The sequence below is a fragment of the Sorangium sp. So ce117 genome (genome assembly GCF_051524395.1).
In the GTDB taxonomy this organism is placed as follows: domain Bacteria; phylum Myxococcota_A; class Polyangia; order Polyangiales; family Polyangiaceae; genus Sorangium; species Sorangium cellulosum_B.
Map to the genome: position 1 here is coordinate 9,543,298 of NZ_CP150309.1, position 23,199 is coordinate 9,566,496.

Here is a 23,199-nt window from a genome sequence, read left to right on the forward strand (position 1 = left end):
GTCGTTCGGTATCAACGTGGATGGCTTCCTTGGCGCTCGTGTGGAGGAGCCGAGCTTGCCCTCTCAATCTACGGTGTCCTCGCGCACCGGGCCGTGATGCCGCGCCTGCGGAGCGCCGGGTCGAAGTCGTCGCGGAAGGAGGAGACCAGCTCCGACGCATCCACGTAGAAGCTCCCGCCGCGGATCACCCGGTCCGAGGAGGGGGCTAGATTTGCACAATCATCGCACGACGGGTCGTACGGGTTCTCGTACCAATCCAAGACCCACTCCCACAGGCTCCCGCCCATGTCCGCCTGACCCCACTTTCCATCCCCCTTCGGCGACTTCGACCCGACCGCCTGAACATCGCTGAACGCGCACGAACCGTCGGGCCCGCAGTCATACACCGCGTACGTGCTGTCGATCGTCGTCGAGCTCGGCGGGTTCGACCACGGATACACCCGCTGCCCGTCCGCTCCGCCGCCTCCCGCCGCCGCGTAGTTCCACTCCGCCTCCGTCGGCAGCCGGCCTCCGTCCCACGCGCAGAACGCGAACGCGACGTACCAGTCCAGGCAGTTCATCGGAAGGTGCTCGTTCGCGCCGGGGCCATCCGTCCATGTATTGAAGGTCGACTCGCACTTCACAGCGGTCTTCAATGCCTCCGCACCGGCGGGCAGGCGGCTGTCCCACGTCGCGTCCCACCCGCTCCCCGGGATCTTCGGGTGCTCTCCTGCTCGTGCCCTGGGCTTGCTCCCTGGATATGCATCCACGAACTTCCGGAACCGTCCCACGGTCACTTCGTACCTATCCAGCAAGAAGCCGCTCACCGTCGCCGGATACGCCGCGCCGTTGCTCCGGTTGAACGTTCCCCCGGGTATGGCCGCGCCCGTCGCGCAGCAGCTCTCGTTGCGCCCAGGACCGCACGTCTCCGTCAGCCCGACACAGCTCCGCGGCACGCACTTCCCTCGGTCGCACGCCGGCGCTGCCCCTCCACACGGCGCCGCATCCTCCCATTCCCCGCGCTCATCGCAGCGCTGCGGCCGGTTGTCCGTCGCCGTACACCGCACCAGCTCCGGTCTGCACTCCCCACGACACTTCCCCTCCACGCACGCCTGGTCCACGCACTCCTTCCCCCCGGGCGTACACGCCACGTCTCCGCCGCTCCCGCCGTCTCCGCCGCTCCCGCCGTCTCCGCCGCTCCCGCCGTCTCCGCCGCTCCCGCCGTCTCCGCCGCTCCCGCCGTCTCCGCCGCTCAGGCCATCTCCGCCGCTCCCGCCATCTCCGCCGCTGCCGCCAGGCCCCGCGCCGCCTGCCTCGCCGCCTGCGCCTGTGGCTCCTCCGCTCCCGCCGCTCGCCTCGCCGCCGGTCCCGGCAGCTCCACCGCTCCCGCTCCGGCCGCCTCCCTCGCCGCCTGCGCCTCCTCCGCTCCCGCCGCTGCCCGCCGCCACCACGTAGTAGCTGGGCTCCAGCCCCGTCAGCCACCCGCACCCGCCCGCCGTGAGCGCCCACCCCGCCCACAGCCATGTCGCGCCCTTCCGCTTCGCCATACCTTGTCCTACTGCCGCACCGCTCTCGCTGTCCACCGGCGCTCGCCTTCCGCCTCGTGCTCGGCCGCGCCGCCGAGGAGCGACCTCACGGTCGATGCCAGCACGGTCCTCGGGGCCAAGGGCGTGGACCGGCCGCCGGCGAGAGCAAGAAAGCAGAGCAGGCATCCTCGGCAGGAAGGCTCCGCACCTCTCAGATCAGGCGTGCAGGTTCACCAGCACCCCGCGCTGTGAACGCGTTGAATCACGTCGTGTCATTTCGAGTGCTCTACTGTAAACGTCCAGGCACACGTCGTGTCATTTCGGATGCTCTCCTGTAAACGTCCGGACACACGTCAGGGCCGGACGGACACCAGCACGGACAGCCGGCGAGCGACGGGACGCAGCGTTCCATCAGGGCCATCCGGCGGTGCGCCACGATCTCGGCGAGCGCTGCGAGGCCGAAGGCTGGGGTGAGGCCGCGACGAACGCCGGCCTGCCGACCGGGGTGTACGTGCCCCTCCGCGCGGGCGGAGAGGCGCTCGGGGTGCTGGGCGTCGGCAGCTCGGACGAGCGCATGACCGAGGACGAGGTCGTGCGCGAGCTCTCGACGCCGGCGGGAATCGCCCACGCCCTGCGGCGGCGGGGCCTGGAGATCCGCCCGCTCCAGGCCGCCGCGGCGGCGCCGCCCGGCGCCGGCGGAGACAGGCTCCGCAAGGTCCGGTGAAGCGCTCGCGAGAGGAAAGACGCCCCCAAAAACCATCAAATCTTGGCGTCTTCTGGCGTCTCTAGGCGTCCTCTGGCGTCTCAACTTCTCGCTGCTTGCGTGCGGCTTCAACCCGTTTGTCGCTCTAGAGCGGTTTTCAGCTGAGCCTAGTACGAGCCTCGCAGAGCGGCGGTCACCCGCACAGGAGACGGGTCCAGATCGGCGTTTTCGGCGCGGAAGCGCACTCCAGTGCGCTGAGCACCGAAAACGTCGAGATGGGCCCGTGTCCGAAGCGGGTGACCGCCGCTCTAGCGTTGCAGGAAGACGAAAGCACCCTTCTTGTTCGAGATGACGATGTCCGGCCGGCCGTCTCCGTTGCCGTCCGCGACCGTGAGCTGGGTGCCTACCCCCGAATCGTCGTCGATGAGAACGGGCTGGAAGTCGATGCGTTCCGCCGCTCGCGCCTGCTCGAACCAGTAGAGCCGGGCCGGCGCGTCGAAGTCTGGCATGCCGGCAGGCACATGACCCCAGAAGCGCTCGCCGCTCACGAGGTCCTGGAGCCGGTCACCGTCGATGTCGGCGTGAGCGAGCGCGTGCGGCTCGTGCATGAACACGCTCGACGCGGCATCGGGTGGGGTCCTTGGAACGACGACATGCTCCACGAACGCGGTGCCGGCCGCGTTCGGAACCTGCTCGAACCAGGAGAGCCCGTAGCCGTGAGCGGCGAGCGTGGTCGCTATGTCCGCGTCCCCGTCGCCGTCCACGTCGATCACCGGCATCTGCGCTCCCCCGGCACCGAACGGCTGCTCGACGCGCGTGAGCGGCAAGCCGTCGGGCGACCCTGGGCTCCGCGTGAAGTAGCCGCTCGCCTCGACCAAGTCGCTTGCGCCGTCCCCGTTGACGTCGCCTGCGCCGAGGCCGTGCGTGAAGGCGCCGTACCCCCGATTCTCGGTGAGCGCCCGGAAGACCCACGGCTCGGTCGGGTCCACGCCGGGCGACGACGTTCCGAGCATGCCCCCCGACATGTGCACGAGCTCGGGCACGCCGTCGCCGGTGATGTCGGCGAACAGGGGCGACTCGTTGTCGATCGGCCACGGCAGCGTGTCGTGACGAGCCCAGAGCGCGTCGCCGCCGCGCGGGTTCTGGTACCAAGCCGCGGGCACACCCGGAAAGCCGACGACGAGGACGTCGATGAACCCGTCGTGGTCGAAGTCGTAGGGGAACTCGAAAAAGCAATCCGAGTAGCCGTGCGGATCGAAGGCTTCCCTCGGCCACACGGGATGGCTCGTGCCATATCCTGGACCCTCGTACCAATCCGGGCCCGCGATGACATCCGTCACCCCGTCGCGATTGAAGTCCGCAAAGCTCGCCCCCTCGCAGTAGAACTCGCGGTGCAGGGTGATCTTCACGAAGCGCGCGTCGAGGGCGGCCTCACGCGGGAGCGGTGGGGGCGCGGTGACGGTGCCCGGGGGCGGCGCGTCGGTGCCCGCGTCGACGGGCGCGCGCGAGGATTCGTCCGCGCAGCCGATGACCAAGGCGAGCGGTGTGCAGCGCAATAACCCCATTCCCGAAGCCATCTCCGAGCGCTTAGCACGTCGTGGTAGAATTGACGACGGATCGCACCCCCTCGGGAGGCATGGGCCCAACCCGGGCCCAATGGTCTGTTGACGCTCGCGATGGTTGATGCTCGATCGCCCAGGCTGTTCGATGGCCATCGCGGGGGTGAGCGCTCCCGGTCACGGCCGTGATGGTCGGCCCATGACGAGGTCGCGTTCGAGGCGTGGCGTCGCCACGAATCACGCGCGGGAGACGGCGCTGTGGCTGCGTCTCCTTATCCCTCGGCCCCCCGCACGCGCGTCGTCGCTCGCTCGCGGCATGAATGCGGCGTCTGCGTCGAGCATCAGAGGCGGCATGGCAAGACCGTTCGAGTCCATCGGTTCGACTTCCGGGCTTCACCGGCGTGCCTCCGCCGCCCTGCTCCTCGCCGCCTTCGGCCCCACGAATGAATGCGGTCCGAGCGCGCCCGGCAGCAGCAGCAGCGGCGGCGCCGCGGGCGGCGGCGGGTACAGCTCCGCAACCACAGGAGACGGCGGCGGCTCCGCTGCCACGGGCAGCGGCGGCTCCGCAGACCACGGCGGCGGCGGCTCCGCTGCCACGGGCAGCGGCGGCTCCGCAGGCCACGGCGGCGGCGACGAGAGCACCTCGACCGGGAGCGGCGGCTCGCCGGCAGCATGCGTGCCGGGATCCATCGTCGCGTGCTACTCCGGCCCCGAGGGGACCAACGGCGTCGGGCGCTGTACGGCCGGGACGCAGACCTGTCGTCCTGACGGCTTCGGCTACGGGCCCTGCACGGGTGAGATCACCCCTGCTGCGGAGGTCTGCGCCACGCCGCAGGACGAGAGCTGCGACGGCGACCCCCATTGCCCGCAACCGGCCGCCTGGGCGCGCGGGTTCGGCATCGAGCCCACCTATCCCACATCGACCATCGCCGTCGACGCCATGGGGAATTACTACATCCTCGGCGCCTTCAAAGGAACGGTCGACTTCGGCGCCGGCCCTCTGATCAGCGCCGGTGGCAGCGACATCTTCCTTCTCAAGCTCGACCCCTCGGGCGCGCCGCTCTGGAGCAAGCGCTTCGGCACCCCCTTGCGCGAGACAGGAGATGCCCTGGCCATCGACGGAAACGGCAACGTCCTGATCGTCGGCAACTACGAGGACGACTTCTCTGGCATTGTCATGGACCTCGGCTTCGGCGGGTGCGCCCTGCCGGCTCCGCCCGATCGTTCCGGGCAATTCATGGCCAAGCTCGACCCCGACGGCAATCACATCTGGAGCGATGGATTCCGCTTCTACCCTTCGCATCCTACCTGGGCGACGAAGGTGGCCATCGATGCTCTCGACGACGTGTACGTCGCCATCGGGCTGGAGGACGCGACAGCGGTGGTGAAGCTGGACGCGATGGGCAATGTCCTCTGGAGGCGTAGCACTCCGGGCAGCCCGAGCTTCCACATGAACCTCGCGCTCGACAGCGCCGGCAACGTGGTGACAGTGAATGAAGCAGGCATCGATGGCGACTACATCGCCCTCTACACGTACGTCTCAAAGCTCTCTCCGGATGGAGATTTGCTCTGGTCCCGGAGATTGGACGACTACGGCTTCCGTGGCAAGGTGGCGGTCGACTCGGCGGGCGAGATCTTCGTGTTGGTCGAGGGAGCTCTCATCAAGCTGGATCAGGACGGCGAGGAAGTGTTCACCCAGCCCGTCCGCCACACCGGCGACATCGCGGTCGACCCTGCGGACAACATCTTCCTCGGCGGGGGTGGGCTCACGATGCTCGACCCGAGCGGCACCGAGCTCTGGACGCGCGACTTCGCGGCCTCTGTAGCGGACATAGCCATCTCCCCGAACGGCGCGGTCGCCGTCACCGGCGTCGTGAGCAGCCCTGTGGACTTCGGGACCGGCCCGATCGCGTATACAGAAGGCTGGGATATCTATGCTGCCACATTCAATCCGCCGGCGAGCGGCGACAGCGGCGAGGGAGGAGGCAGCGGCGGCAGCGACGGCGGAGGCGGCGGAGACCCGTCCGAGACGTGCGTGCCGGGCTCGGTCATCGCGTGCTACTCCGGCCCTGCCGGGACCAGGGGCGTCGGACCCTGCGCTGCGGGGACGCAGACCTGCCGGCCCAGCGGCCTTGGCTTCGGCGCCTGCGTGGGCGAGGTGACGCCTGCCGAGGAGTTCTGCTCCACGCCGGAGGACGAGAACTGCGACGGCGACCCCCATTGCCCCATGCTGTCGTGGGCGCGCGGGTTCGGCAGCACCGGCGCCGACGAGGGCCTGAACATCGCGAGCGATGCCGCAGGCAACTACTATGTCACCGGCAGCTTCACAGGAACCGTCGACTTCGGCGCGGGCCCTCTGACCTCCCCGCCCGGACGCCACTTCCTGCTCAAGCTCGATCCATCGGGCGCACCGCTCTGGAGCGAGCGCCTGACGAGCGGCCACCCGCTCGTCATGGCCGTCGATGGCAACGGCGACCTCCTGCTCGCCGGCACATACTCGGGTGGCGGCGCCAGGGTGTTGAACCAGTGCCTCCCCCCCTTCGAGCCGTCCCACAATACCGTAGCCTTCGTGGCCAAGCTCGACCGCGATGGCAAGGCCATCTGGAGTCAAGCGCCCATCTACACGTCGGACGCGATCGAGAGCTACAGCGTTCCCGAGCGGATCGCCGTCGATGCGCTGGGCAACACCTACCTGGTCTACGTCGACCTTTGGGCGAACGGCGCCTACCTGTCAAAGTTGAGCCCTGGCGGCGACGTCCTCTGGAAACACAGGATCACGCCCCCTCCCGGCCCGGAGGACTATTTCAGGTCCCTGGACTACAACGCCGATCTCGCGATCGACAGCGCGGGCAACGCGCTGACCGTGACCGCACCGCAGGCCGACGCAGGGTATCTCACGGTCAGCAAGTTCGACCCGACCGGCGCCGCGCTCTGGAGCCGCCCGTTCGCGCCGGATCCGTCGATCCCCCCTGGCGGCGCGTGGAAGGCGGCTTGGTCGGTGGCCGTCAATGCGGCTGACGAGGTCCTCGTGACCGGCATCACGGACGGGACCGTCGATCTCGGCGGCGGGGTGCTGCCCGCCGGCCCCGTGCTCCTCAAGCTGGACGCCGCGGGTACCCACGTGTTCAGCGACTCGATCCCCTTCGGCGACGCGCTCGCGCTCGATTCCGCTGGTAACATCGTCGTCGCCGGAGACGGGCTCGCCAAGCTCGACCCGAGCGGCGCCGAGCTCTGGACCCTCGGCTTCGGCGCCCGCGCACATGGCATCACGATCTCGCCGAGCGGCGTGATCGCCCTCACAGGGGCTGCGAGCGCGGCGGTCGACTTCGGGACCGGCCCCATCCCCCACGCCGGCGGCTCCGACATCTTCGTCGCGACGTTCAATCCCTGAAACCCATGGGGGGAAGGGCGCCATGGGCCGATCAGCTGCCCTTGCAGACGTCGGCGCAGGTGCCCGTCGCGCTCGGAGGCGGCCCCTGTTCCCCTGCAGGCGAGACGCCCCGAGCGCGGCGCTACGCGCGGGCGAGGGTCCCGCCCGCGGCGAGGACGTCGGTCAAAACTGCTTGAAGAACTTCCACGACTCGATGGGAATCCAGTTCGGATTGCCGTCGATGTTCGTGTGCCCGCCGCCGAAGGTGCACACCCGCGTCGGATGCTCCGGATCGCAATCCTGGAAATCGAAGCAGCTGTACTTGCCGTTCGAAGTCGGGATGTCGTTCGGGATCGTGCAGCCGTTGTCCTCGGCCTTTTCGAGGGCGATGAACTTGGCCCCTCGCTTTTGACCTTCGTTGTTCACCCAGGGGCACGTCCCGTCGCTCATGCCCGTCGTGTGCATCCAAGCGATGGGCTTACGTGTCTTCTGAGGCAACCAGATATTGTAGTTGGCCGGGGCGATGCCCACGGCCGCGCGGATCTCCGCTTGATGGTTCGTCGACAGCGAATAGGTGATCATCCCTCCGAAACTGAAGCCGGTCGCGAACACGCGGGTCGTGTCGTAGCAGACGCTTTCATTCATGAGCTCCATGATGTCGTCGAACAGCGCGTGATCCTTCTCTTGCCACGTTGCACCGTCCGAGGAGGGTGCCACGAAAATGGCCTGCTCTCCGTCGGCCTCCAGCTGCGGTTTGAGAAAGTAGAAGTCTTGCCCCTTGACGTCTTGGTAGCGGCTGCCGATCCAATGCGAGGTGTAGAACAGCCGGTAGGGCTTGTTCATGTCGTAGTTCTTGGGCATATCGACGTAGTACACGCGATTTTGGCCCGAGCTCGAGATCGTATACTCCTTGCTCGTCAGCGTGGTTGCCTTGCCGCACCCCGCGCTCTTCACAGGCGCGTTCCCCATGGGAATGGCTCCTTCGGGCCAGCCACCCGTGCCAGCACCGCCGCTGCCGGTCGGCTCAGCCCCGCCACTCCCGCCGCTGCTGTCACCGCCGGTCCCAGCCGCGGTGGTGCCGCTGGAGGTCGCAACGCCGCTGCTGCTCGTGCTGCCGCTCGCGCTGCCGCTCGCGCTGCCGCTCGAGGTCGCAACGCCGCTGCCGCTCGTGCTACCAACGGAAGCGGCCGCCGTCGCTCCGCCCCCTCCGTCGTTGTTCGAGTCGGACTCGGCGGGGGCGCACGAAATCGCGACCCAACTCGCAAGGGTGACACCAAAGGCGAGTCGGCTGAATGTTTGATATTGCATCACAGGTCTCCTACGTACCGGAATCAGGTGAAAAGGAAACAAAACGATTCGAGCGTATCAAGGGCGACTCGCCACACTCACCTCAGGTGACAGAGCGTTCCTCACGGGATCCGCCTCCCTGGCAAAGTGCCTCCCACCCGGCTCAGACGAGCTCCCGGACGGGGCCGATGTGATGACGCCGGTGCGCCCGAGGAGCGTCTCAGCACGGCCCGCCGCACCATAGGTTCCCTCGTTCCCGAGCTTGCCATCCGGCCGCTTCGCCAGCATCGCCGGATTCTTGACGAAATCATCTCCGGTGGACAGCACGCAGGATTTCACGACCGCCGTCGAACAAGCGAGGGTTGTCGCGCCCTCTATTGGATCGCTCTTGGCAAAACGCCGATCACCATCGATCAGCAATCGCTTCCGCGACGACCGAGCGAACAGGATCGGTGTAAAAATCGACCGAATGGATCAGATTGACGAAGAGCTCGGTACTCAGGACGACCCGAGCAAACCGAAACAAAGGGATAGCCCTCGGCTGGAATGTGAACGCTCACACTGCCGGTGTCAATTCCAATCGACCTGCCCGCGGGTAACTTCGGGCCCGAGGGAGGACATGGCTGGCAGGGCTCCTTCGGAGCGCCGCGTTAAGAGGGGTGGGCGCCGGACCGCGGCCATCGCCGGACTGCCCGACCACAATCGTACTGCCAGCGTGTCATGTTGCCCGCGCGGGCGAGCTCGCCCTATCACGGATCAGCCCGCCCGTGCGCTCCGAGGCGCCCGATGGTGCGGCGACCTTGCAGGAAGGCTCCAGTCTTACAGCGTGAGAGACGCTCGAGTCTCCCGGTATCGGTTCCGCTCGGGGTCGCATCAGCGCTGAAGATTTCCTGCGTGACTGCGTGCTTCTCCTGTGTTCGCCGTCCTCGCGCTCATCGGCGGCTCCACGCGGCCGCAAACCGCACGAGACGACGTCGCTTCGCTCACCTGGGCCCTCGACCCGACGCCCATGGGTGCCTGGAAGATCCGCGACCGTGCCGATGTCTCCTTCGAGGATCACGCTCGCTTCGTCTACCACGCGGGCATGGAGAGGGTGCTGCTCGTCAGCGCTGGCCACAGCCGGAGTGCGCCCATGCGTGCAGGCAAGAATCTCAGATCAGGCCAAGGCTTCAATCATGGCCGCAACGTAAAGAACGTGTTTCCAGCCAACGTACGAAATCTCGCGAACCTGGGCCCTGGACTTCCAGTCCCTGCGGCTCTCCACCCGAACAAGCCTGTTGAACTTGGGTCCCGGACGGCGACCCGCGACCGAGCCACATCAATAGCATTCTGTATAAAAACCTGAAAATCCGGCTGCATTCGATCATTGTCATTGTTCGCGACATTGACCATCTGCTGCAGCCGACGACGAACCGCCTGATCGTAGTTCGGATAATCGGAGAACCCATCAAACTGATCGGCGGCGCGAATGATGTCGATCAAATTTCTCGCCCCGCGCGCCCCGAATTGAGAAGGATCGTTCGCCAGTCGATTCTCCAGGACCCGTTGCATCCACCCCATGCTATCCAATGTGTCTGCTGCCAGGTAGTCTGCGTGGGAAGGACCGCGGGCCTCCGACATCAACAATCTGGCGACAGCTCCAGCTTCAGTAGCAGGGTCCGGCAACTCTATCGCAACTTCAACCGCAACCCTCAGCGTCGCCTGGATCCCGGACCGTGTCGCCGCGGTCACCGTTACAGCGCCGCTACCTGATGTCGTGGCGAGCGCGCTGAGGTAAAACGAGAAATTACCAACGGCGCGTACGCGAGGTATGCCATCGACGCCAACCACATCAGGATCACTGCTCGTTATTTGGGGCAAACAATCCGAGCGTGGAACATCGGCGAGCTGGATGCTGGCCGAAGAGTTCCCTTCGGTGCTCGATATGTGAATCGTCACATCCGTAACATCTGTTCCATGTCGCCGAAAACGCATATATCACCCTCAACTAGCGCAAGGCCCAGATCGACGCTTTACTCCTGCATCACTCTCCAGACCCGTGCAAGGCCAGGGTCTCTCCCAGCGACTCGCGATCCCGCGGCGACGAGTCGACCCACTTCTTCGTCACGAGATAACTGCTACCTCTCAAAGCGGCTTCGTCGGGTGAGCGAACCTGGGGTTCTGTGTACGGATACGCGAGTTTATCGTAGGACAGCGGCAGGGGGAAGGCAGGAGCTCCGACGGTCTCGATGCTGGCGGATCATCGGAAACATGACCGTCCGTAGCGCAAGCGCCCGACCCACGCCAGCGTGTTCGTCGGCGCAGCGCCGGTCACCTGTCCCCCTTCGCGACGAAGGAGGAGGCGGCTGGCAATCCTTCAGGGGGCTCTAAGCCCCAGGCATCTTGAGGCCGCGCTCGTCCATCACGGCTTTGTTGCGCGCCTCGCTCTTCGCGTACGCCGGGCGGGCTTTGACCCGCTCGGCATATCCGGTGAAGCTCGGGCGCGGCTCGAGCATCTTGAAGTCGAGCATGTACGCGATTGTGCCGCCGAAGATGACGTCGGCCATCGAGAACTCCTTGCCGAGGACGAAGTCACGGCCAGAGATGGCCGATTCCATCGTCGCGATCATGTCGTCGTAGTTGCCCCAACCGGCGGAGCCGGCGCGGAACTCCCAGTTGCCGGCCCTGGCCATCGAGCCGGGCTCGATGACCGAGGGGGCGAAGAGCGCCCAGCGAAAATAGGTGCCGCGCGCCGCGTCGTCGAGCTTCGGCGCGAGGCGGCCCGAGGCATAACGATCCGCGAGATAGAGGCCGATCGCCGCGGATTCGGTGACGACGGTGCCGCCGTCGACGAGCACGGGCAGCTTGCCCATCGGATTGAGCTTCGTGACGTCCTCCTTCTTCTGGTCGCCGGCCATGATGTCGACGAACTTGAGCTCGTACTCGACGCCGACTTCCTCGAGCATCCACACAGTGTTGGCGGCGCGCGAAAACGGGTGGTGGTAAAGAACGATGGCCATGGTGGTGTCTCTTTCTCCGTTCGTCTCCGCCGGTCGGTCGGCGGCGCGGTGGAGGGTACCAGAGGCCGGCCCCGTTGGGCGCGGCGCCAGGTGCGGCAGGCTTGAATTCCTCTGCCCGCCGCGTTCCTGGCTCCCGCCTCGGCGCGTGGCGACCTCGACCGCTACCCGGCGAGGATCACCGGCGCGAGCCGCGGCCACACGAGGTGATGCGGAGGTCCTCGATCAGGGCGGCGCGATAGCGGTGTCGCGCGGCGGAGAGGCGCGGCGCCTCGCCCTCGTCCGCGAGCGACGCCGCGGCCATCGCGGCGTGACCCAGACGCAGGAGCGTGTAGGCGAGGAGATACGCCGGCAGGCGCCGCTCGGGATCATCGCCGGAGCGGCGCCGATACCGCTCCAGGAAGGCGCGCCGGGCGCCTCGCGGCATCCGCCACTCGACGATGGCGCCGGCGAGATCCCAGGCGATGTCCGTGGGGCCAGGGAGGAAGTGATCGTCGCCGTGCCCGCAGGCGTCCACCTTGACCAGCTCGCCCGAGGAGGACCTGCGCCACTCGTGGGGATCCATCCTGCCATCGACGATCACCGGACGCGCGAGCTCCAGGTGGAGCTCACCCGGGAGCTCGCTCCGCATCTCCAGCGAGAAATTGGTGCGTGCCATCGCAATGAGCTCGTCGGCCGCAGCGCCCGGCGCAGGGAAGGCCGAGGCGCGAAAGGCGCAGTAGTCGGCGAGGCGCTCGAGCTCCGCGGCGGACAGGTCATCTGCCTGGAGCGGGCGGCCAGGGAGCCATGGATACGAGCAGAATCCCTGGCCCTCGTCGCGCGGCTCCGGCCCGAAGCCGGCCCGGAAGACGCCGTGTGCCCGCTCCAGACACTCCGCCCCGTAGCGGCCCATCCCTTCGAACTTGAGGATCCGGCGTTCGTCCCGGGAAAGGTATTTGAGGCGCTCCATGGACGTCCAGGAGGGCGGCCAGCGCGATTCGTCCTCATAGCAGCGGCGGCGCCACGCCCCGGCGCCGATGGGCTCGCCCGCGTCGCCGGGGAGCTGCGCCCCGCCCTCGGCGCGCTCCGAGCGGAAGGACCGCCAGCGGCGGGCGCCGTCCGGCGCGACGAGCGCGTCGGGATCGGGCGCGCGGGAGCCGAGGAAAACGAGGCTGGCGCGCGGGACGCCCGCGCGGACCAGGGCGTCGCCGGCGGCGAGGAACGAGGAGCCGCGCCTCCGGGGCCGGCGATCGCCCGGAGGTCGCCCGCGAGCTCGTCGACGAGCCGCCGCCCCGGGACGTCGCGGCGGCCGCTGCGGAACACGTACATGCGGTATCCGGAGCTGTCGTCCATGGCGGGCTCCGCGCCTCACCGCTGCGCGACGCGCGACCCGCGCCGCTCGCAGGCCTTCCCAGCGGTAACGTCATGGAACGCGGTAACGTCATGGAACCGGCTCGTCAAGCCATCGGCCTCGTGCGTGGAGGGGAGCGAACGGCCTGACTCGGTCGTGGCGGGGGGCGGGCAGAAAGAGCAGCGCGAGCGGCTGCGGCGCCATCACCCGTCGATGACTTCGCTCAGCGCGGGCCGCCGGCCGCGAGCGCAAAATCGATGTGCACGTGCTCGTCGTGCCGCCACCACACAGGGCCGCGGGGGATCACCCCTGCGAGCGAGCCCAGCTTGCGGCCCGCGGGGCTCGCGAGCAGCAACGGCACGTACTCCGGCGCGAGGATGATCCGCTGGATCCGGAGCTTCCCTGTCCTGGCCTTCTCGTCCAGCGCCGACAGGAGCCGCGCGAGATCGTCGAAATCGATCGTCAGCTCGCCCCAGCGGCCCTGCGCGTCGAACTCGAGGCCATAACCGAGCTTGTTCCAGGGATAGGTCGACACCTCCGCGGGCCGCCCCGCGCCGTCGCGCAGCGGGACGAAGATATCGACGCTGAGCCCGTTCTGGTGCGTGCGGTGCGGCCAGAACGGGCCGCCATCGCGGTGGCCCGTCTCCCCCACGACGAAGCGCCGCCCTGGCCTGGCGGCCGCGCACGCGGCGAACGCCTCTTCCAGCGCGTCGCGAACCGCGCCGTGCACGTACTGGCGTCCGAGGCTGGCGCCCAGGTAGGAGTAGGTCACATAGCCTGGCCCCGAGGGGCGGAGCGGGTGCCCGTGCAGCAGCCGGCCGCGCGCGGGACTGCCAGCGCTCTCGGACGGCTCCGCGCCGTCGAGCCAGACGCGGCCGTGCGCCACGACGATAGGCGCGGCGAGCAGGAGACCGGCGGCGACAGCGAGTCGCTTCCACGCCCGACGGGGCGCGCTCGTCGCTCGCGGAGCCACAGGGGGCGGCGCGCCCCGAAGGACCTGGAGGAGCTTCACCCCGTTCGGCTTCCTGGACGATCGATCACGTCGTTCAAGCGAGAAACGAACCATCAAGCGCGCCAAGAGGAGTTCCAACTCCTGACGTTCTGGCGCCTCGGCAGCTCACCATTCGTCGTCTTTCAGGCAGTTTCAACTGATTTGTGGGATCGGAGGTCATCGCGCCAAAAGAGACGCGACCGGCCGACCGCGCGCCCCCGCCCTGTGCAAGACTGCGCGCCGATGCCGTACGACCATCTCCTCGGGCGCGTGGTGACCCTGCCGGTGCGGCGGTTCGGCCCGCCGGGCGCCTTCCTCTCGGCCGATCCAGACGACCTTCGCCCGGACGCGCCGGTGCTCCTCTTGCCGCGCAGCGAGGTGCCCGAGGGCGCCAGGGAGGGGGACGAGCTCGAGGTCTTCGTGTACCTCGACTCGGAGGATCGCCCCATCGCCACCACGCGCCGGCCGAAGGTCACGCTCGGCGAGGTCGCCTTTATGGCGGTCACCGACGTCGCGCCCTTCGGCGCCTTCGTCGACTGGGGCCTGCTCAAGGAGCTGCTCGTCCCCCGCGCGGAGCAGACCCGCGACCCGCGGGTCGGCGAGCGGCACCCGGTGGGGCTGCTCGTGGACAGGACCGGACGCCTCGCGGGGACGATGCGCGTGAGCGAGATGCTGCGCGACCAGGGCGAGTTCGATCTCGACGAGTGGGTCGAGGGTGAGGCGTGGCGCAACGAGCCGGGGATCGGCCTCTTCGTCATCGTCGAGCGCAGGTTCGTCGGCCTGCTCCCCGCCGACGAGCCGCACGCGCTCTCCCGCGGCCAGGCCGGGCGGTTCCGCGTGGCGAGCGTGCTGCCCGACGGGAGGATCGATCTCTCGCTCCGCGGTCACGCGCACGAGGAGGTCGAGAGCGACGCGCAGGAGATCCTCGCGCGGCTCTCGCGCCCGGGCGCGCCGAGGATCGGCGATCGATCGAGCCCGGAGGAGATCCGGGCGCTCTTCGGCCTGAGCAAGAAGGCGTTCAAGCGGGCCGTCGGCCGCCTGCTGAAGGAGCGCGCGGTGGCGATCGACGGCGAGGGGTTCCTCATCAAGAACGCGCGCTGAGCCGGGCGGAACGGGCGGAACGGGCGGAATGGAGGCGCGACGCCCCGCGGCGGACGCCGCGTCCGGAGCGCCGCGCGGGCGACGGCTACCTGTCCCTCGCGCACCGGGCGCCGATGCCGTAGTAGCGCTCGGCGGGTTTGCTAGGGAGGCGATGGGATGTCGTGAGGTTCTCGATATCGTCGTCGAAGCACCCGCCGCGCATGACGCGCTCGGAGCCGGCGGTCAGGTTCGCGCAGTTGTCGCAGAGTTCGCAGCGCTGCGATGAGATCGGATACTCGTCGCTGTACCCGTCCAGCGTCCACTCCCACAGGCTCCCTGCCAGGTCCGCCTGCCCCCACTTTCCATCCCCGGAGGTCGCCTCGTCACCGCTCGATCTGGACCCGACCGGCAGGAGATCGGCGATCGTGCATGGGCGGCCCGACGCTTCCGTGTACCCGTAGCAGCCGAAGACCGCGCGGTCCTCGTCGGCCGTATCGCCCCACGGATAGCTTCGCTCCTCGTCGCCGCCCGCCGCTGCGTAGCTCCACTCGGCCTCTGTCGGCAATCGCCCGCCGTCCCACGCACAGAAGGCCATCGCCTCGTGCCAGGTGATGCAGTTCATGGGGCGGCGCTCGTCGTCGTCCGATTCAACCGTGTCGCTCCACGTCGAGCAGCGCGCCCCGATAGCGCTGCACGTGTCGCGATCGGGAGGGGTGCACTTCCTCAGCTCCACCATCAGCGTCGCCGTGTCCGGCTGGAGGAACTGCACGAAGCTGTCCTTCCACCCGCTGCCAGGAAGCGCCGGGTGCTCCCCGGCGCCGGCCTCGGGAGGGCTCTCCCGCGTTCCTTTCCCCGCCTCGACGAACTCACGGAACCGGCCGACCGTGATCTCGTAGGTATCCAGCCAGAAGTCGTTCACGATCGCCCGCCTCTGCTCGGCGGAGCCCGTCGCGTCTTCATAGCTCCTCGTGTACGCGCCGCCGTCCACCAGCCGGCTGTCGCAGCAGCTGATCCCGTCCGGTCCGCACCGCGTCGTCAGGGTCAGGCAGCTCGGGGTCATCGACGAGATTGGGCCGCCCCCTGCGCCCGCGCCGCTGCCGCCGTCACCGTTCACCCCGCATCCCCCCGCCTGACCGCCGCTCCCGACCGCCGCGCCCTCTCCGCCGCTCCCGGCTGCCGCGCCCTCTCCGCCGCTCCCGGATGCCGCGCCCTCTCCGCCGCTCCCGGATGCCGCGCCCTCACCGCCGCTCCCGGATGCCGCGCCCTCACCGCCGCTCCCGGCCGCCGCGCCCTCACCGTTGCCCGGCTTGTACCGCTCCCAGTCCGCGCCGATGAGGTCCGAGCATCCGGCGGCGACGAGCGCTCCCACCCCGCCGATCCAACCAGCTTTCGCCCAGGTTCCACCCATGACCCGACAGCGTCACCCCCTTCGTTCACCGCTGTCAAGCCGCTCCAGTCCGGCCGGCTGCCTCGAGGGCTCCCCTCTCCGCAGCTCGGCCGGCGGCCGCGACGCGGGGGCTACTCGAGCAGGCTGCGCAGCATCCAGGCGGTCTTCTCGTGGACCTGCAGGCGCTGGGTGATCAGATCGCAGGTGGGCTGATCGTTGGCGTTCTCGGCCACGGGGAAGAGCTCACGCGCCGTGCGCGCGACCGTCTCGTGGCCCTCGACGAGGCGCTTGATCATGTCCGTGGCCTTGGGGATGCCGTCGTCTTCCTTGATGGTCGAGAGCGCGACGAACTGCTTGTAGGTCCCAGGAGCGGGGAGGCCGAGGGCCCGGATGCGCTCGGCGACCAGGTCCACGGCGAGCGCCAGCTCGTTGTACTGCTGCTCGAACATGAGGTGGAGCGTCTGGAACATGGGCCCCGTGACGTTCCAGTGGAAGTTGTGGGTCTTCAGATAGAGCGTGTACGTGTCAGCGAGGACGCGTCCCAGCCCCGCGCCGATCAGCTCGCGGTTCTTGGGGTCGATTCCGATATTGATCTCCATAGGACTCCTCTCGTGTCGTGTGCTCTCAGGCTTCTCCGATGCTGCGCATCGACATCACTTCGATCGGGCGCAGGCCGAGCAGCGCATACGCCTGCTCCCAGCGCTGGTCCGCCGCCACGTCGAACAGGATCCCCTCGTCGAGGGCCACGGGCAGCCACGCGCCCCCGGCGATCTCTCGCTCGAGCTGGCCGGGCCCCCAGCCGCTGTAGCCGAGGAGCACCGTCCTGCGCCGCGGGTCCGCGGCGGCCGTGCCACGCACCGCGTCGGCCGCGAGCGTGTCGAACGCGCTCCGGGACGACGTGACACGCACCCGGGAGCCCACCGGGATCACGCCCGTCTCCTCGGCTCCGAGCGCCGGATCGAGGCACAGGATCCACCCCGAGCTCGGCTGGACCGGGCCGCCGAGGTAAACCGGCGCCGGGTCCTTCAGGTCGTTGCCATAACCCGCGAACGACAGGAGCTCCCCAAGCGTCATCGGCGCCGGCCTGTTCACCACGAACCCCAGCGCCCCGCCCTCGCTGTGCACAGCGAGGAGCACGACCGTCCGGTCGAAGTTCGGATCGCCGAGCGGCGGCGACGCGATGAGGAACCCTGGGGCCAGCACGCTCGCTTCGCTGTTCATCGGCGATCCTCCCTCGCAACGGTCAACCGGTCACTGCGTCCCGCACGAACCCGTCCGCCGCGGCGGGGGCCGGACGGGGAATCGCCCCCACCTTACTCCGGCGTGCCGCGACAGGCGATTGGGATCTCCCTCCAGCGCCGGCGCGGCGGGTATAGTGGAGCCATGTACACCGTCGGCGTCCGCGATCACATCATGGTGGCCCACAGCCTCAAGGGCGTGCAGTTCGGCCCTGCGCAGCGCCTGCACGGCGCGACGTACACGGTCAGCGTGGAGGTGGAGCGCGAGGAGCTCTCGCCCCTCGGCCAGGTGGTCGAGACGAGCGCGCTGCGGGATAGCCTGCGCGCCGTGCTCGCCGAGATCGACTACCGGAACCTCGACGAGCACCCCGCGTTCGAGGGCAAGCGCTCGACGCCCGAGCTCATCGCGCGCTACATCCACCGCGAGCTCGGCCGCAAGCTCCCGGTGAGCGCCGGCAGCGCCCTCACGATCACGCTGAACGAGTCCCCCCTCGTCTGGGTGCGCTACCGCGCGCCGCTCCGGGGCGCCTCGGTCATGCCGACCGAGCTGGCCTGAGCGCCGGGCGTCTCCGCTTGGCACGCGGCCCTGACCGCGGCAAAAGAGCGCGCCGATGACCGAGCCGGTCCGCACAGCGCCGATCGTCCTGAGCTTTCAGGGCGGCACCCTCCGCATCGAAGGCCTCGCCCCGCGCCCGGCGCTCGCGCCTTCGCCCGCGCTCGACAGCAGCGCGCTGCCATCGAACGCAGACGAGCGCGCGGACGAGCCCGACGGCGGCGACGCCGGCGATCCCGCCGAGGGCGCGCCGCTCGACCCCGCGTGCCTGCCCGCGTCCTGCCGCTGGGACGCGCGGGAGCGCGTCTACCGCGTGCCGGCGATCGACTATGCCGAGCTCGTCCTGAGGCTCCGCGCCCGCGGCGTCCCGTTCACCGACGCCGCCCGCAAGTACGAGGCGCTCCCGCTCGCGCCGCTCGCCAAGCACGACCCGTTCCCCTACCAGCGCGAGGCGCTCGACGCCTGGGCCGGGCGGCGCAGCCGGGGCGTCGTCGTGCTCCCGACGGGCGCGGGCAAGACGTTCGTCGCGACGCTCGCGATCGCCGCGCGGCAGCGCAGCGCGCTCGTGGTCGTCCCTACCCTGGATCTCCTGAACCAGTGGTACGACGGGCTCTCCGCCGCGTTCGGCGTCCCGATCGGCCTGCTCGGCGGCGGTTACCACGACGTCCTCGACCTGACGGTGACCACGTACGACTCCGCGCACGCCCACATGGACAGGCTCGGCGCCCGGTTCGGCCTCGTGATCTTCGACGAGTGCCACCACCTGCCGAGCCCGTCGTACGCGCTCGCCGCGAAGATGTGCCTCGCGCCCTTCCGCCTCGGCCTCACCGCCACGCCCGAGCGCGCCGACGGCCGGGGCTACGACGACCTCATCGGCCCGATCGTCTTCCGCCGGGAGATCACCGAGCTCTCCGGGCAGTACCTCGCGGCCTACGACGTCGTCCGGCTCGAGGTGCCGCTCTCGGACGACGAGCGCGCCGCGTACGAGGCGGCCCGCGCCGTGTACATCGGCTTCCTGCGCGCGAACGGCATCCGCATGCCCGAGGGGTGGGGCCAGTTCATCCTGCTGAGCTCGCAGTCCGACGCCGGCCGCCGCGCCTTCGAGGCGTACCGCCGCCAGCGCAGCCTCGCGCTGTGCGCGCCCGGCAAGATCGACGTCCTCGCCCGGCTGCTCCACGCCCACCGCGCCGACCGGACGCTGGTCTTCACCGAGGACAACGCCACGGTCTACCAGATCTCGCGGCAGTTCCTGCTGCCGGCCATCACCCACCAGACCAAGGTGAAGGAGCGCAGCGCCATCCTCGACGCCTTCAACCGCGGCGCGCTGTCGGCGGTGGTCACCTCGAAGGTGCTGAACGAGGGGGTCAACGTGCCCGAGGCCAACGTGGCGATCGTCCTGTCGGGCAGCGGCTCGGTGCGGGAGCACGTCCAGCGGCTCGGCCGCATCCTGCGCCGGAGCGAGAACAAGACGGCGATCCTCTACGAGCTCGTGGCCCTCGGCACGAGCGAGCAGCGGGTGAGCGACAAGCGCCGGGAGCACATTGCTTACCAGTGACCTCGTCCGCGTCCGCCGCCGGGGCGGGCTCGTCGTGCCGCAGTACCTCCGCGGGGCGGCCGCCGAGCGCCTGCTGCCGGTCGCGCGGGCGTACCTCGACATCCTCTCGCAGCGCGTCGGCGAGCGCCGCGACGACGTCGAGGCCGCGCTCGACGCCATCGAGGTGCCCGCGCGGGATCGCGTGGCCTCGCTCGGCCTGAGGAAGGTGCTCGAGGACGGCTCCGAGTACGAGGTGCAGGAGGGCGTCGATCCCGAGGCGCTCCGGCGCGAGCTGTTCCACGCGGCGGCGGCGGCGCACCGCGCCCTCGACGTCCGCGCCCGCTTCGACCGGGCCGCCGTGCTCGACGAGGTGGCCGCCCGGCTCGGCACGACGCCCGCCGCGATCGAGGCGGGCCTCTACGCCGACCTGCGCGGCGCCGAGATCCTCCGGCGCGCGGCCGCGGACGCGCCCGAGATCCTGCTGGATCGGTACAACCTGGCGCTGGCGCAGTCGATCCTCCTCCGGGCGACGCAGGTGACGATCCGCATCGAGGGGGAGAGCGCCCAGCGCTACCGGCGGATCTTCCGGGCGGCGCGCTTTCACGGGCTCATCCACGTGGTCCAGGGCGATCCGGTCTCCGGCTACACGATCGCGCTCGACGGCCCGTTCAGCCTGTTCGACGCGGTGCAGCGGTATGGCCTGCGGCTCGCGATGTTCCTGCCGTCGGTGCTCGCGTGCGCCTCGTTCCGGCTGCGCGCCGACCTGCGCTGGGGGCGCGACAAGGAGCCGCTCGCCGTCGAGATCGGCCCGGCGGACGGCCTCCTGTATCACGGGCGCGAGCTCGCGGAGACGACGCCCGAGCTGGACGCGTTCTGCGAGGGGTTCAGGAAGCTCGGGTCGCCCTGGACCGTGTCGCCGAACGAGCGGCTGTTCGCGCTGCCCGGAGAGGTGGTGTGCGTCCCTGATCTGGTGTTCCTGAACGCGGAGACCGGGGAGGAGGTGTACCTCGAGGCGTTCGGGTTCTGGAGCCGAGACGCGGTGTGGCGGCGCGTCGAGCTGATCCGGAAGGGGTTTCCGGCGAGGATCCTGCTCGCGGTCGGCAAGCAGCTCCGCGTGAGCGAGGAGGTGCTGGGCGACGACGAGGCCGGGGAGATCTATGTCTACCGGGCGACGATGTCGCCGCGGGCGGTGCTGGCGCGGCTGGACGGGAAGCGCGGGGGGGCGTGAGCCGCTGCGGAGAGCAATCCGGCGCCGCGACGCCCTCGCCCGCCCCTACTCCACGGTCGCGTACGCCGGCGTCCACGCCCGCTTGCCGTCCGGCCGCGTGACCCGCGCCCGCACGTACCGCTCCCCGCCGCGGAGCCGGTACGTCGCCCGCCCCTCCGCGGGCTGCTGCCGCTCCAGCACGAGCCCGCCGCGCCCGACGAACTCGACGACCGCGCCCGCCGCCACCGGCCAGACCGAGAACGCGTCCCCGGCGATCGCGATCCTCCGCAGCCTGGCCCCGGACGACGCGTAGAGCCGTCCCCCGGCGAGCGCGCTGCAGATCGCGGCGCGCGACGCCTCCCGCGAGAACACCTCGATGAACCCGCGGCCGGGCCCCGCGGGCGGCGCGCCCGAGCCGGCCGTGAGCTGGTGCAGATCGTCCACCGCGACGCCGACGATCCCCCCTCCCGCGGCGCCGCGCATTGTCAGCACCGCATCCCATAGCGCCTCGTGCGACGGGCGCGTGGCGTCGCCGTCCGTGTACACGTACGGGTGCCCGCTGTGGATCTCGAGGAGCTCCGCCGCGGGCGCCGCCAGGAGGTCGCCGGCGGATAACGACCAGTCGAAATTCGGATGGTTGATGAGCGCCACGCCCCCCTCCGCCCACACACGCCCGATCGCCCACTTCAGCGCCTCCCCCTTGGTCAGGAAGGCGCCCCCGCCGATCGTCGCCCGCGTGCAGAGCGCGTTCACGTGCACGGCCTTCCCCTCGGCCCACATCGTGACCTCCTCGCCGGGGATCACGGCGAAATTGGACGTCGACGACGGTTCCTGGAACATCGCGGGATCGACGCGCTGGTTGTGCTCTGTCAGCGCCACGAAGGAATACCCGTTCTCGCGGTACCAGCGGACGACGTCGCGCGGCTCGCTGTCCCCATCGCTCAGGGACGTGTGCGTGTGGATGTTCCCGCGCTGGAACACCTCCACGTCGAGCGCCTTCTCGAAGCGCGGGCGGCCCGGCGGTCCGTGCCCTCCGGGAGCAGAGCCCGAATCGGGCGAGGCGCGCTCCGCCCTGCCGGCGAGCGCGAGGAGCGCCGCTGCGCCGATGAACAGGAGAGCGCTCCAGCGTCCGCGCATGTTCATTGCAATGACATGGAGAGTATACAGAACGCCAGGGCCGCGACCAATTCGCGGAGAGCGCGCCCACACCTCCGCCGCCGCGCGTTACCTCTCCCGCTCTCCGGCGCGCGCGAGGTGGCGCACGCATGCGCGCGCCGCCTCTTCTTCAATTTTTAATGACCCCGGTCCACCGGCGTCCGGCGGCATACTGCTCCCGTGACGCTCCCCCTCCTCGCGCTCGTCATGATCGTCAAGGACGAGGCCCCCTCCATCCGCGAGACCCTCGCCTCGGCCAGGCCCCACGTCGACCGGTTCACCCTCCTCGACACCGGCTCCACCGACGGCACACAGGCCCTCGCGCGCGCCGCCATGGCGGGCGTCCCCGGCGATCTCGTCGAGGAGCCCTTCGTCGACTTCGGCGCGACGCGCAGCCGCGCCCTCGACCTCGCGGGCGACGCGGCCGTGTTCACCCTCATGCTGAGCGGCGACGAGCGCCTCGTCGCGGGCGGCGCGCTCCGTCGCTTCTGCGAGGAGCGCCGCGACGCGTCGGGCCCGGGGCACGGCGCCTACCACGTCCGCGTGCACTACGGCGATTCCGTCTACGACTCCGCCCGGCTCGCCCGCGCCTCGGCCGGGTGGCGCTACGTCGGCGCCACCCACGAGGTGCTCTCCAGGGAAGGCGAGCCGCCCCCCTCGATCCGCGTCCCCGACGCCCACATCGTCCACGACCTCTCTCGCCGCGACGCCGCCGCCCAGACCCGGAGGTGGCAGCGCGACCTGGAGCTGCTCTCCGCCGCGCTGGCCCGATCCCCCGGCGACGGCCGCGCCGCCTTCTACCTCGCGCAGACGCTGGAGTGCCTCGGCCGGCACGCGGAGGCGTTCGAGGCCTACAGGCGGCGCGCCGCGCTCGGCGGCTGGCAGGAGGAGGTCTACGAATCGCTGTTCCGCATGGCGCGCGCCGCCGCCGCGCTCGGGCGCTCCTGGCCCGAGGTGCAGCAGCGCTACCTCGACGCCCACGCCCACAGCCCGCACCGCGCCGAGCCGCTCTTCGCCGTCGCCTGGCACTGGTACGGACAGCGGTGCTGGCCGCTCACCTACCTCTTCGCCTCCCGCGGCGCCGCCCTCCCCTTCCCCGCCGAGGCCACCCTCTTCGTGGACGCCGAGGTCTACGAGCACAAGCTGCTCGACCTCGTCGCCACCAGCGCGTTCCACGTCGGCGAGCTCGCCGCCGGCGAGGCGGCGCTGCGCAAGGCCCTCGCCCGCCGCCCCGGCGATCCGCGCCTGCTCGGGAACCTCGCGTTCTACGCGCCCGCGAAGGAGCGCTGACGCGCCGCGCTCGC

Annotated in this window: 17 protein-coding genes and 1 pseudogene; 7 read left to right on the top strand and 11 right to left on the bottom strand. The window is 69.8% G+C overall.

Annotation, left to right across the window (positions count from 1 at the left end):
• Positions 1 to 68: 68 nt before the first annotated feature.
• On the bottom strand, positions 69 to 1,526 hold the full coding sequence (locus WMF46_RS35845; protein ID WP_437981317.1) for a formylglycine-generating enzyme family protein: 1,458 nt from the start codon (positions 1,524 to 1,526) through the stop codon (positions 69 to 71).
• Between the two features lie 385 nt (positions 1,527 to 1,911).
• Here WMF46_RS35845 and WMF46_RS35850 point away from each other — a divergent pair.
• Positions 1,912 to 2,229 (top strand): annotated as a pseudogene (locus WMF46_RS35850) (GAF domain-containing protein); the annotation flags it as partial.
• A gap of 287 nt (positions 2,230 to 2,516) precedes the next feature.
• On the opposite strand, the gene WMF46_RS35855 reads toward WMF46_RS35850, so the two are convergent.
• Positions 2,517 to 3,773, bottom strand: coding sequence for an FG-GAP repeat domain-containing protein (locus WMF46_RS35855; RefSeq protein ID WP_437981318.1), 1,257 nt, complete (start codon positions 3,771 to 3,773; stop codon positions 2,517 to 2,519).
• Positions 3,774 to 4,119: 346 nt separating this feature from the next.
• Here WMF46_RS35855 and WMF46_RS35860 point away from each other — a divergent pair, with 346 nt between their 5' ends.
• Positions 4,120 to 7,158 (top strand): outer membrane protein assembly factor BamB family protein, encoded by a 3,039-nt coding sequence (locus WMF46_RS35860; protein WP_437981319.1) that lies wholly within the window; start codon positions 4,120 to 4,122, stop codon positions 7,156 to 7,158.
• 162 nt (positions 7,159 to 7,320) lie between these two features.
• Here WMF46_RS35860 and WMF46_RS35865 read toward each other — a convergent pair whose 3' ends face one another.
• The 5 genes from WMF46_RS35865 to WMF46_RS35885 all read right to left on the bottom strand — a co-directional run bounded on the left by WMF46_RS35865 (position 7,321) and on the right by WMF46_RS35885 (position 13,762).
• The gene (locus tag WMF46_RS35865) at positions 7,321 to 8,445 is read right to left on the bottom strand and encodes an alpha/beta hydrolase family esterase (protein ID WP_437981320.1); all 1,125 of its coding nucleotides are present in this window, start codon (positions 8,443 to 8,445) and stop codon (positions 7,321 to 7,323) included.
• 1,152 nt (positions 8,446 to 9,597) lie between these two features.
• Positions 9,598 to 10,362 (bottom strand): hypothetical protein, encoded by a 765-nt coding sequence (locus WMF46_RS35870; RefSeq protein ID WP_437981321.1) that lies wholly within the window; start codon positions 10,360 to 10,362, stop codon positions 9,598 to 9,600.
• A gap of 428 nt (positions 10,363 to 10,790) precedes the next feature.
• Positions 10,791 to 11,423, bottom strand: a complete 633-nt coding sequence (locus tag WMF46_RS35875; protein WP_437981322.1) for a glutathione S-transferase family protein — start codon at positions 11,421 to 11,423, stop codon at positions 10,791 to 10,793.
• A gap of 175 nt (positions 11,424 to 11,598) precedes the next feature.
• The gene (locus WMF46_RS35880; RefSeq protein ID WP_437981323.1) at positions 11,599 to 12,369 is read right to left on the bottom strand and encodes a hypothetical protein; all 771 of its coding nucleotides are present in this window, start codon (positions 12,367 to 12,369) and stop codon (positions 11,599 to 11,601) included.
• Between the two features lie 604 nt (positions 12,370 to 12,973).
• Positions 12,974 to 13,762: a penicillin-insensitive murein endopeptidase gene (locus WMF46_RS35885; RefSeq protein WP_437981324.1), complete on the bottom strand. Its 789-nt coding sequence runs from the start codon at positions 13,760 to 13,762 to the stop codon at positions 12,974 to 12,976.
• A 222-nt stretch (positions 13,763 to 13,984) separates the two neighbouring features.
• Here WMF46_RS35885 and WMF46_RS35890 point away from each other — a divergent pair, with 222 nt between their 5' ends.
• Positions 13,985 to 14,842 carry a CvfB family protein gene (locus WMF46_RS35890; RefSeq protein WP_437981325.1) on the top strand — a complete coding sequence of 286 codons (858 nt, stop codon included), beginning with the start codon at positions 13,985 to 13,987 and terminating at the stop codon, positions 14,840 to 14,842.
• Positions 14,843 to 14,927: 85 nt separating this feature from the next.
• Here the strand turns inward: WMF46_RS35890 and WMF46_RS35895 are convergent, their stop codons facing one another.
• From WMF46_RS35895 to WMF46_RS35905, 3 genes are all read right to left on the bottom strand, one after another.
• On the bottom strand, positions 14,928 to 16,190 hold the full coding sequence (locus WMF46_RS35895) for a formylglycine-generating enzyme family protein (RefSeq protein WP_437981326.1): 1,263 nt from the start codon (positions 16,188 to 16,190) through the stop codon (positions 14,928 to 14,930).
• A 149-nt stretch (positions 16,191 to 16,339) separates the two neighbouring features.
• Positions 16,340 to 16,807 (bottom strand): Dps family protein, encoded by a 468-nt coding sequence (locus WMF46_RS35900; protein WP_437981327.1) that lies wholly within the window; start codon positions 16,805 to 16,807, stop codon positions 16,340 to 16,342.
• A 25-nt stretch (positions 16,808 to 16,832) separates the two neighbouring features.
• Positions 16,833 to 17,429: a YqgE/AlgH family protein gene (locus WMF46_RS35905; protein ID WP_437981328.1), complete on the bottom strand. Its 597-nt coding sequence runs from the start codon at positions 17,427 to 17,429 to the stop codon at positions 16,833 to 16,835.
• Between the two features lie 162 nt (positions 17,430 to 17,591).
• Between WMF46_RS35905 and WMF46_RS35910 the strand changes: the two genes are divergently transcribed.
• Genes WMF46_RS35910 through WMF46_RS35920 form a run of 3 tightly spaced genes read left to right on the top strand, consistent with a single transcriptional unit; the run spans position 17,592 to position 20,761 of the window.
• On the top strand, positions 17,592 to 18,002 hold the full coding sequence (locus tag WMF46_RS35910) for a 6-pyruvoyl trahydropterin synthase family protein (RefSeq protein WP_012239418.1): 411 nt from the start codon (positions 17,592 to 17,594) through the stop codon (positions 18,000 to 18,002).
• Positions 18,003 to 18,057: 55 nt separating this feature from the next.
• The gene (locus tag WMF46_RS35915; RefSeq protein WP_437710556.1) at positions 18,058 to 19,554 is read left to right on the top strand and encodes a DEAD/DEAH box helicase; all 1,497 of its coding nucleotides are present in this window, start codon (positions 18,058 to 18,060) and stop codon (positions 19,552 to 19,554) included.
• On the top strand, positions 19,541 to 20,761 hold the full coding sequence (locus tag WMF46_RS35920) for a DUF790 family protein (RefSeq protein ID WP_437981329.1): 1,221 nt from the start codon (positions 19,541 to 19,543) through the stop codon (positions 20,759 to 20,761). Before WMF46_RS35915 ends, WMF46_RS35920 begins: the two co-directional genes overlap by 14 nt.
• Positions 20,762 to 20,806: 45 nt before the next feature.
• On the opposite strand, the gene WMF46_RS35925 is transcribed toward WMF46_RS35920, so the two are convergent.
• The gene (locus WMF46_RS35925) at positions 20,807 to 21,877 is read right to left on the bottom strand and encodes a PHP domain-containing protein (protein ID WP_437981330.1); all 1,071 of its coding nucleotides are present in this window, start codon (positions 21,875 to 21,877) and stop codon (positions 20,807 to 20,809) included.
• Positions 21,878 to 22,075: 198 nt separating this feature from the next.
• Between WMF46_RS35925 and WMF46_RS35930 the strand changes: the two genes are divergently transcribed.
• Complete coding sequence (locus WMF46_RS35930) at positions 22,076 to 23,185, top strand: glycosyl transferase (protein WP_437981331.1); 1,110 nt, start codon at positions 22,076 to 22,078, stop codon at positions 23,183 to 23,185.
• Positions 23,186 to 23,199 lie beyond the last annotated feature (14 nt).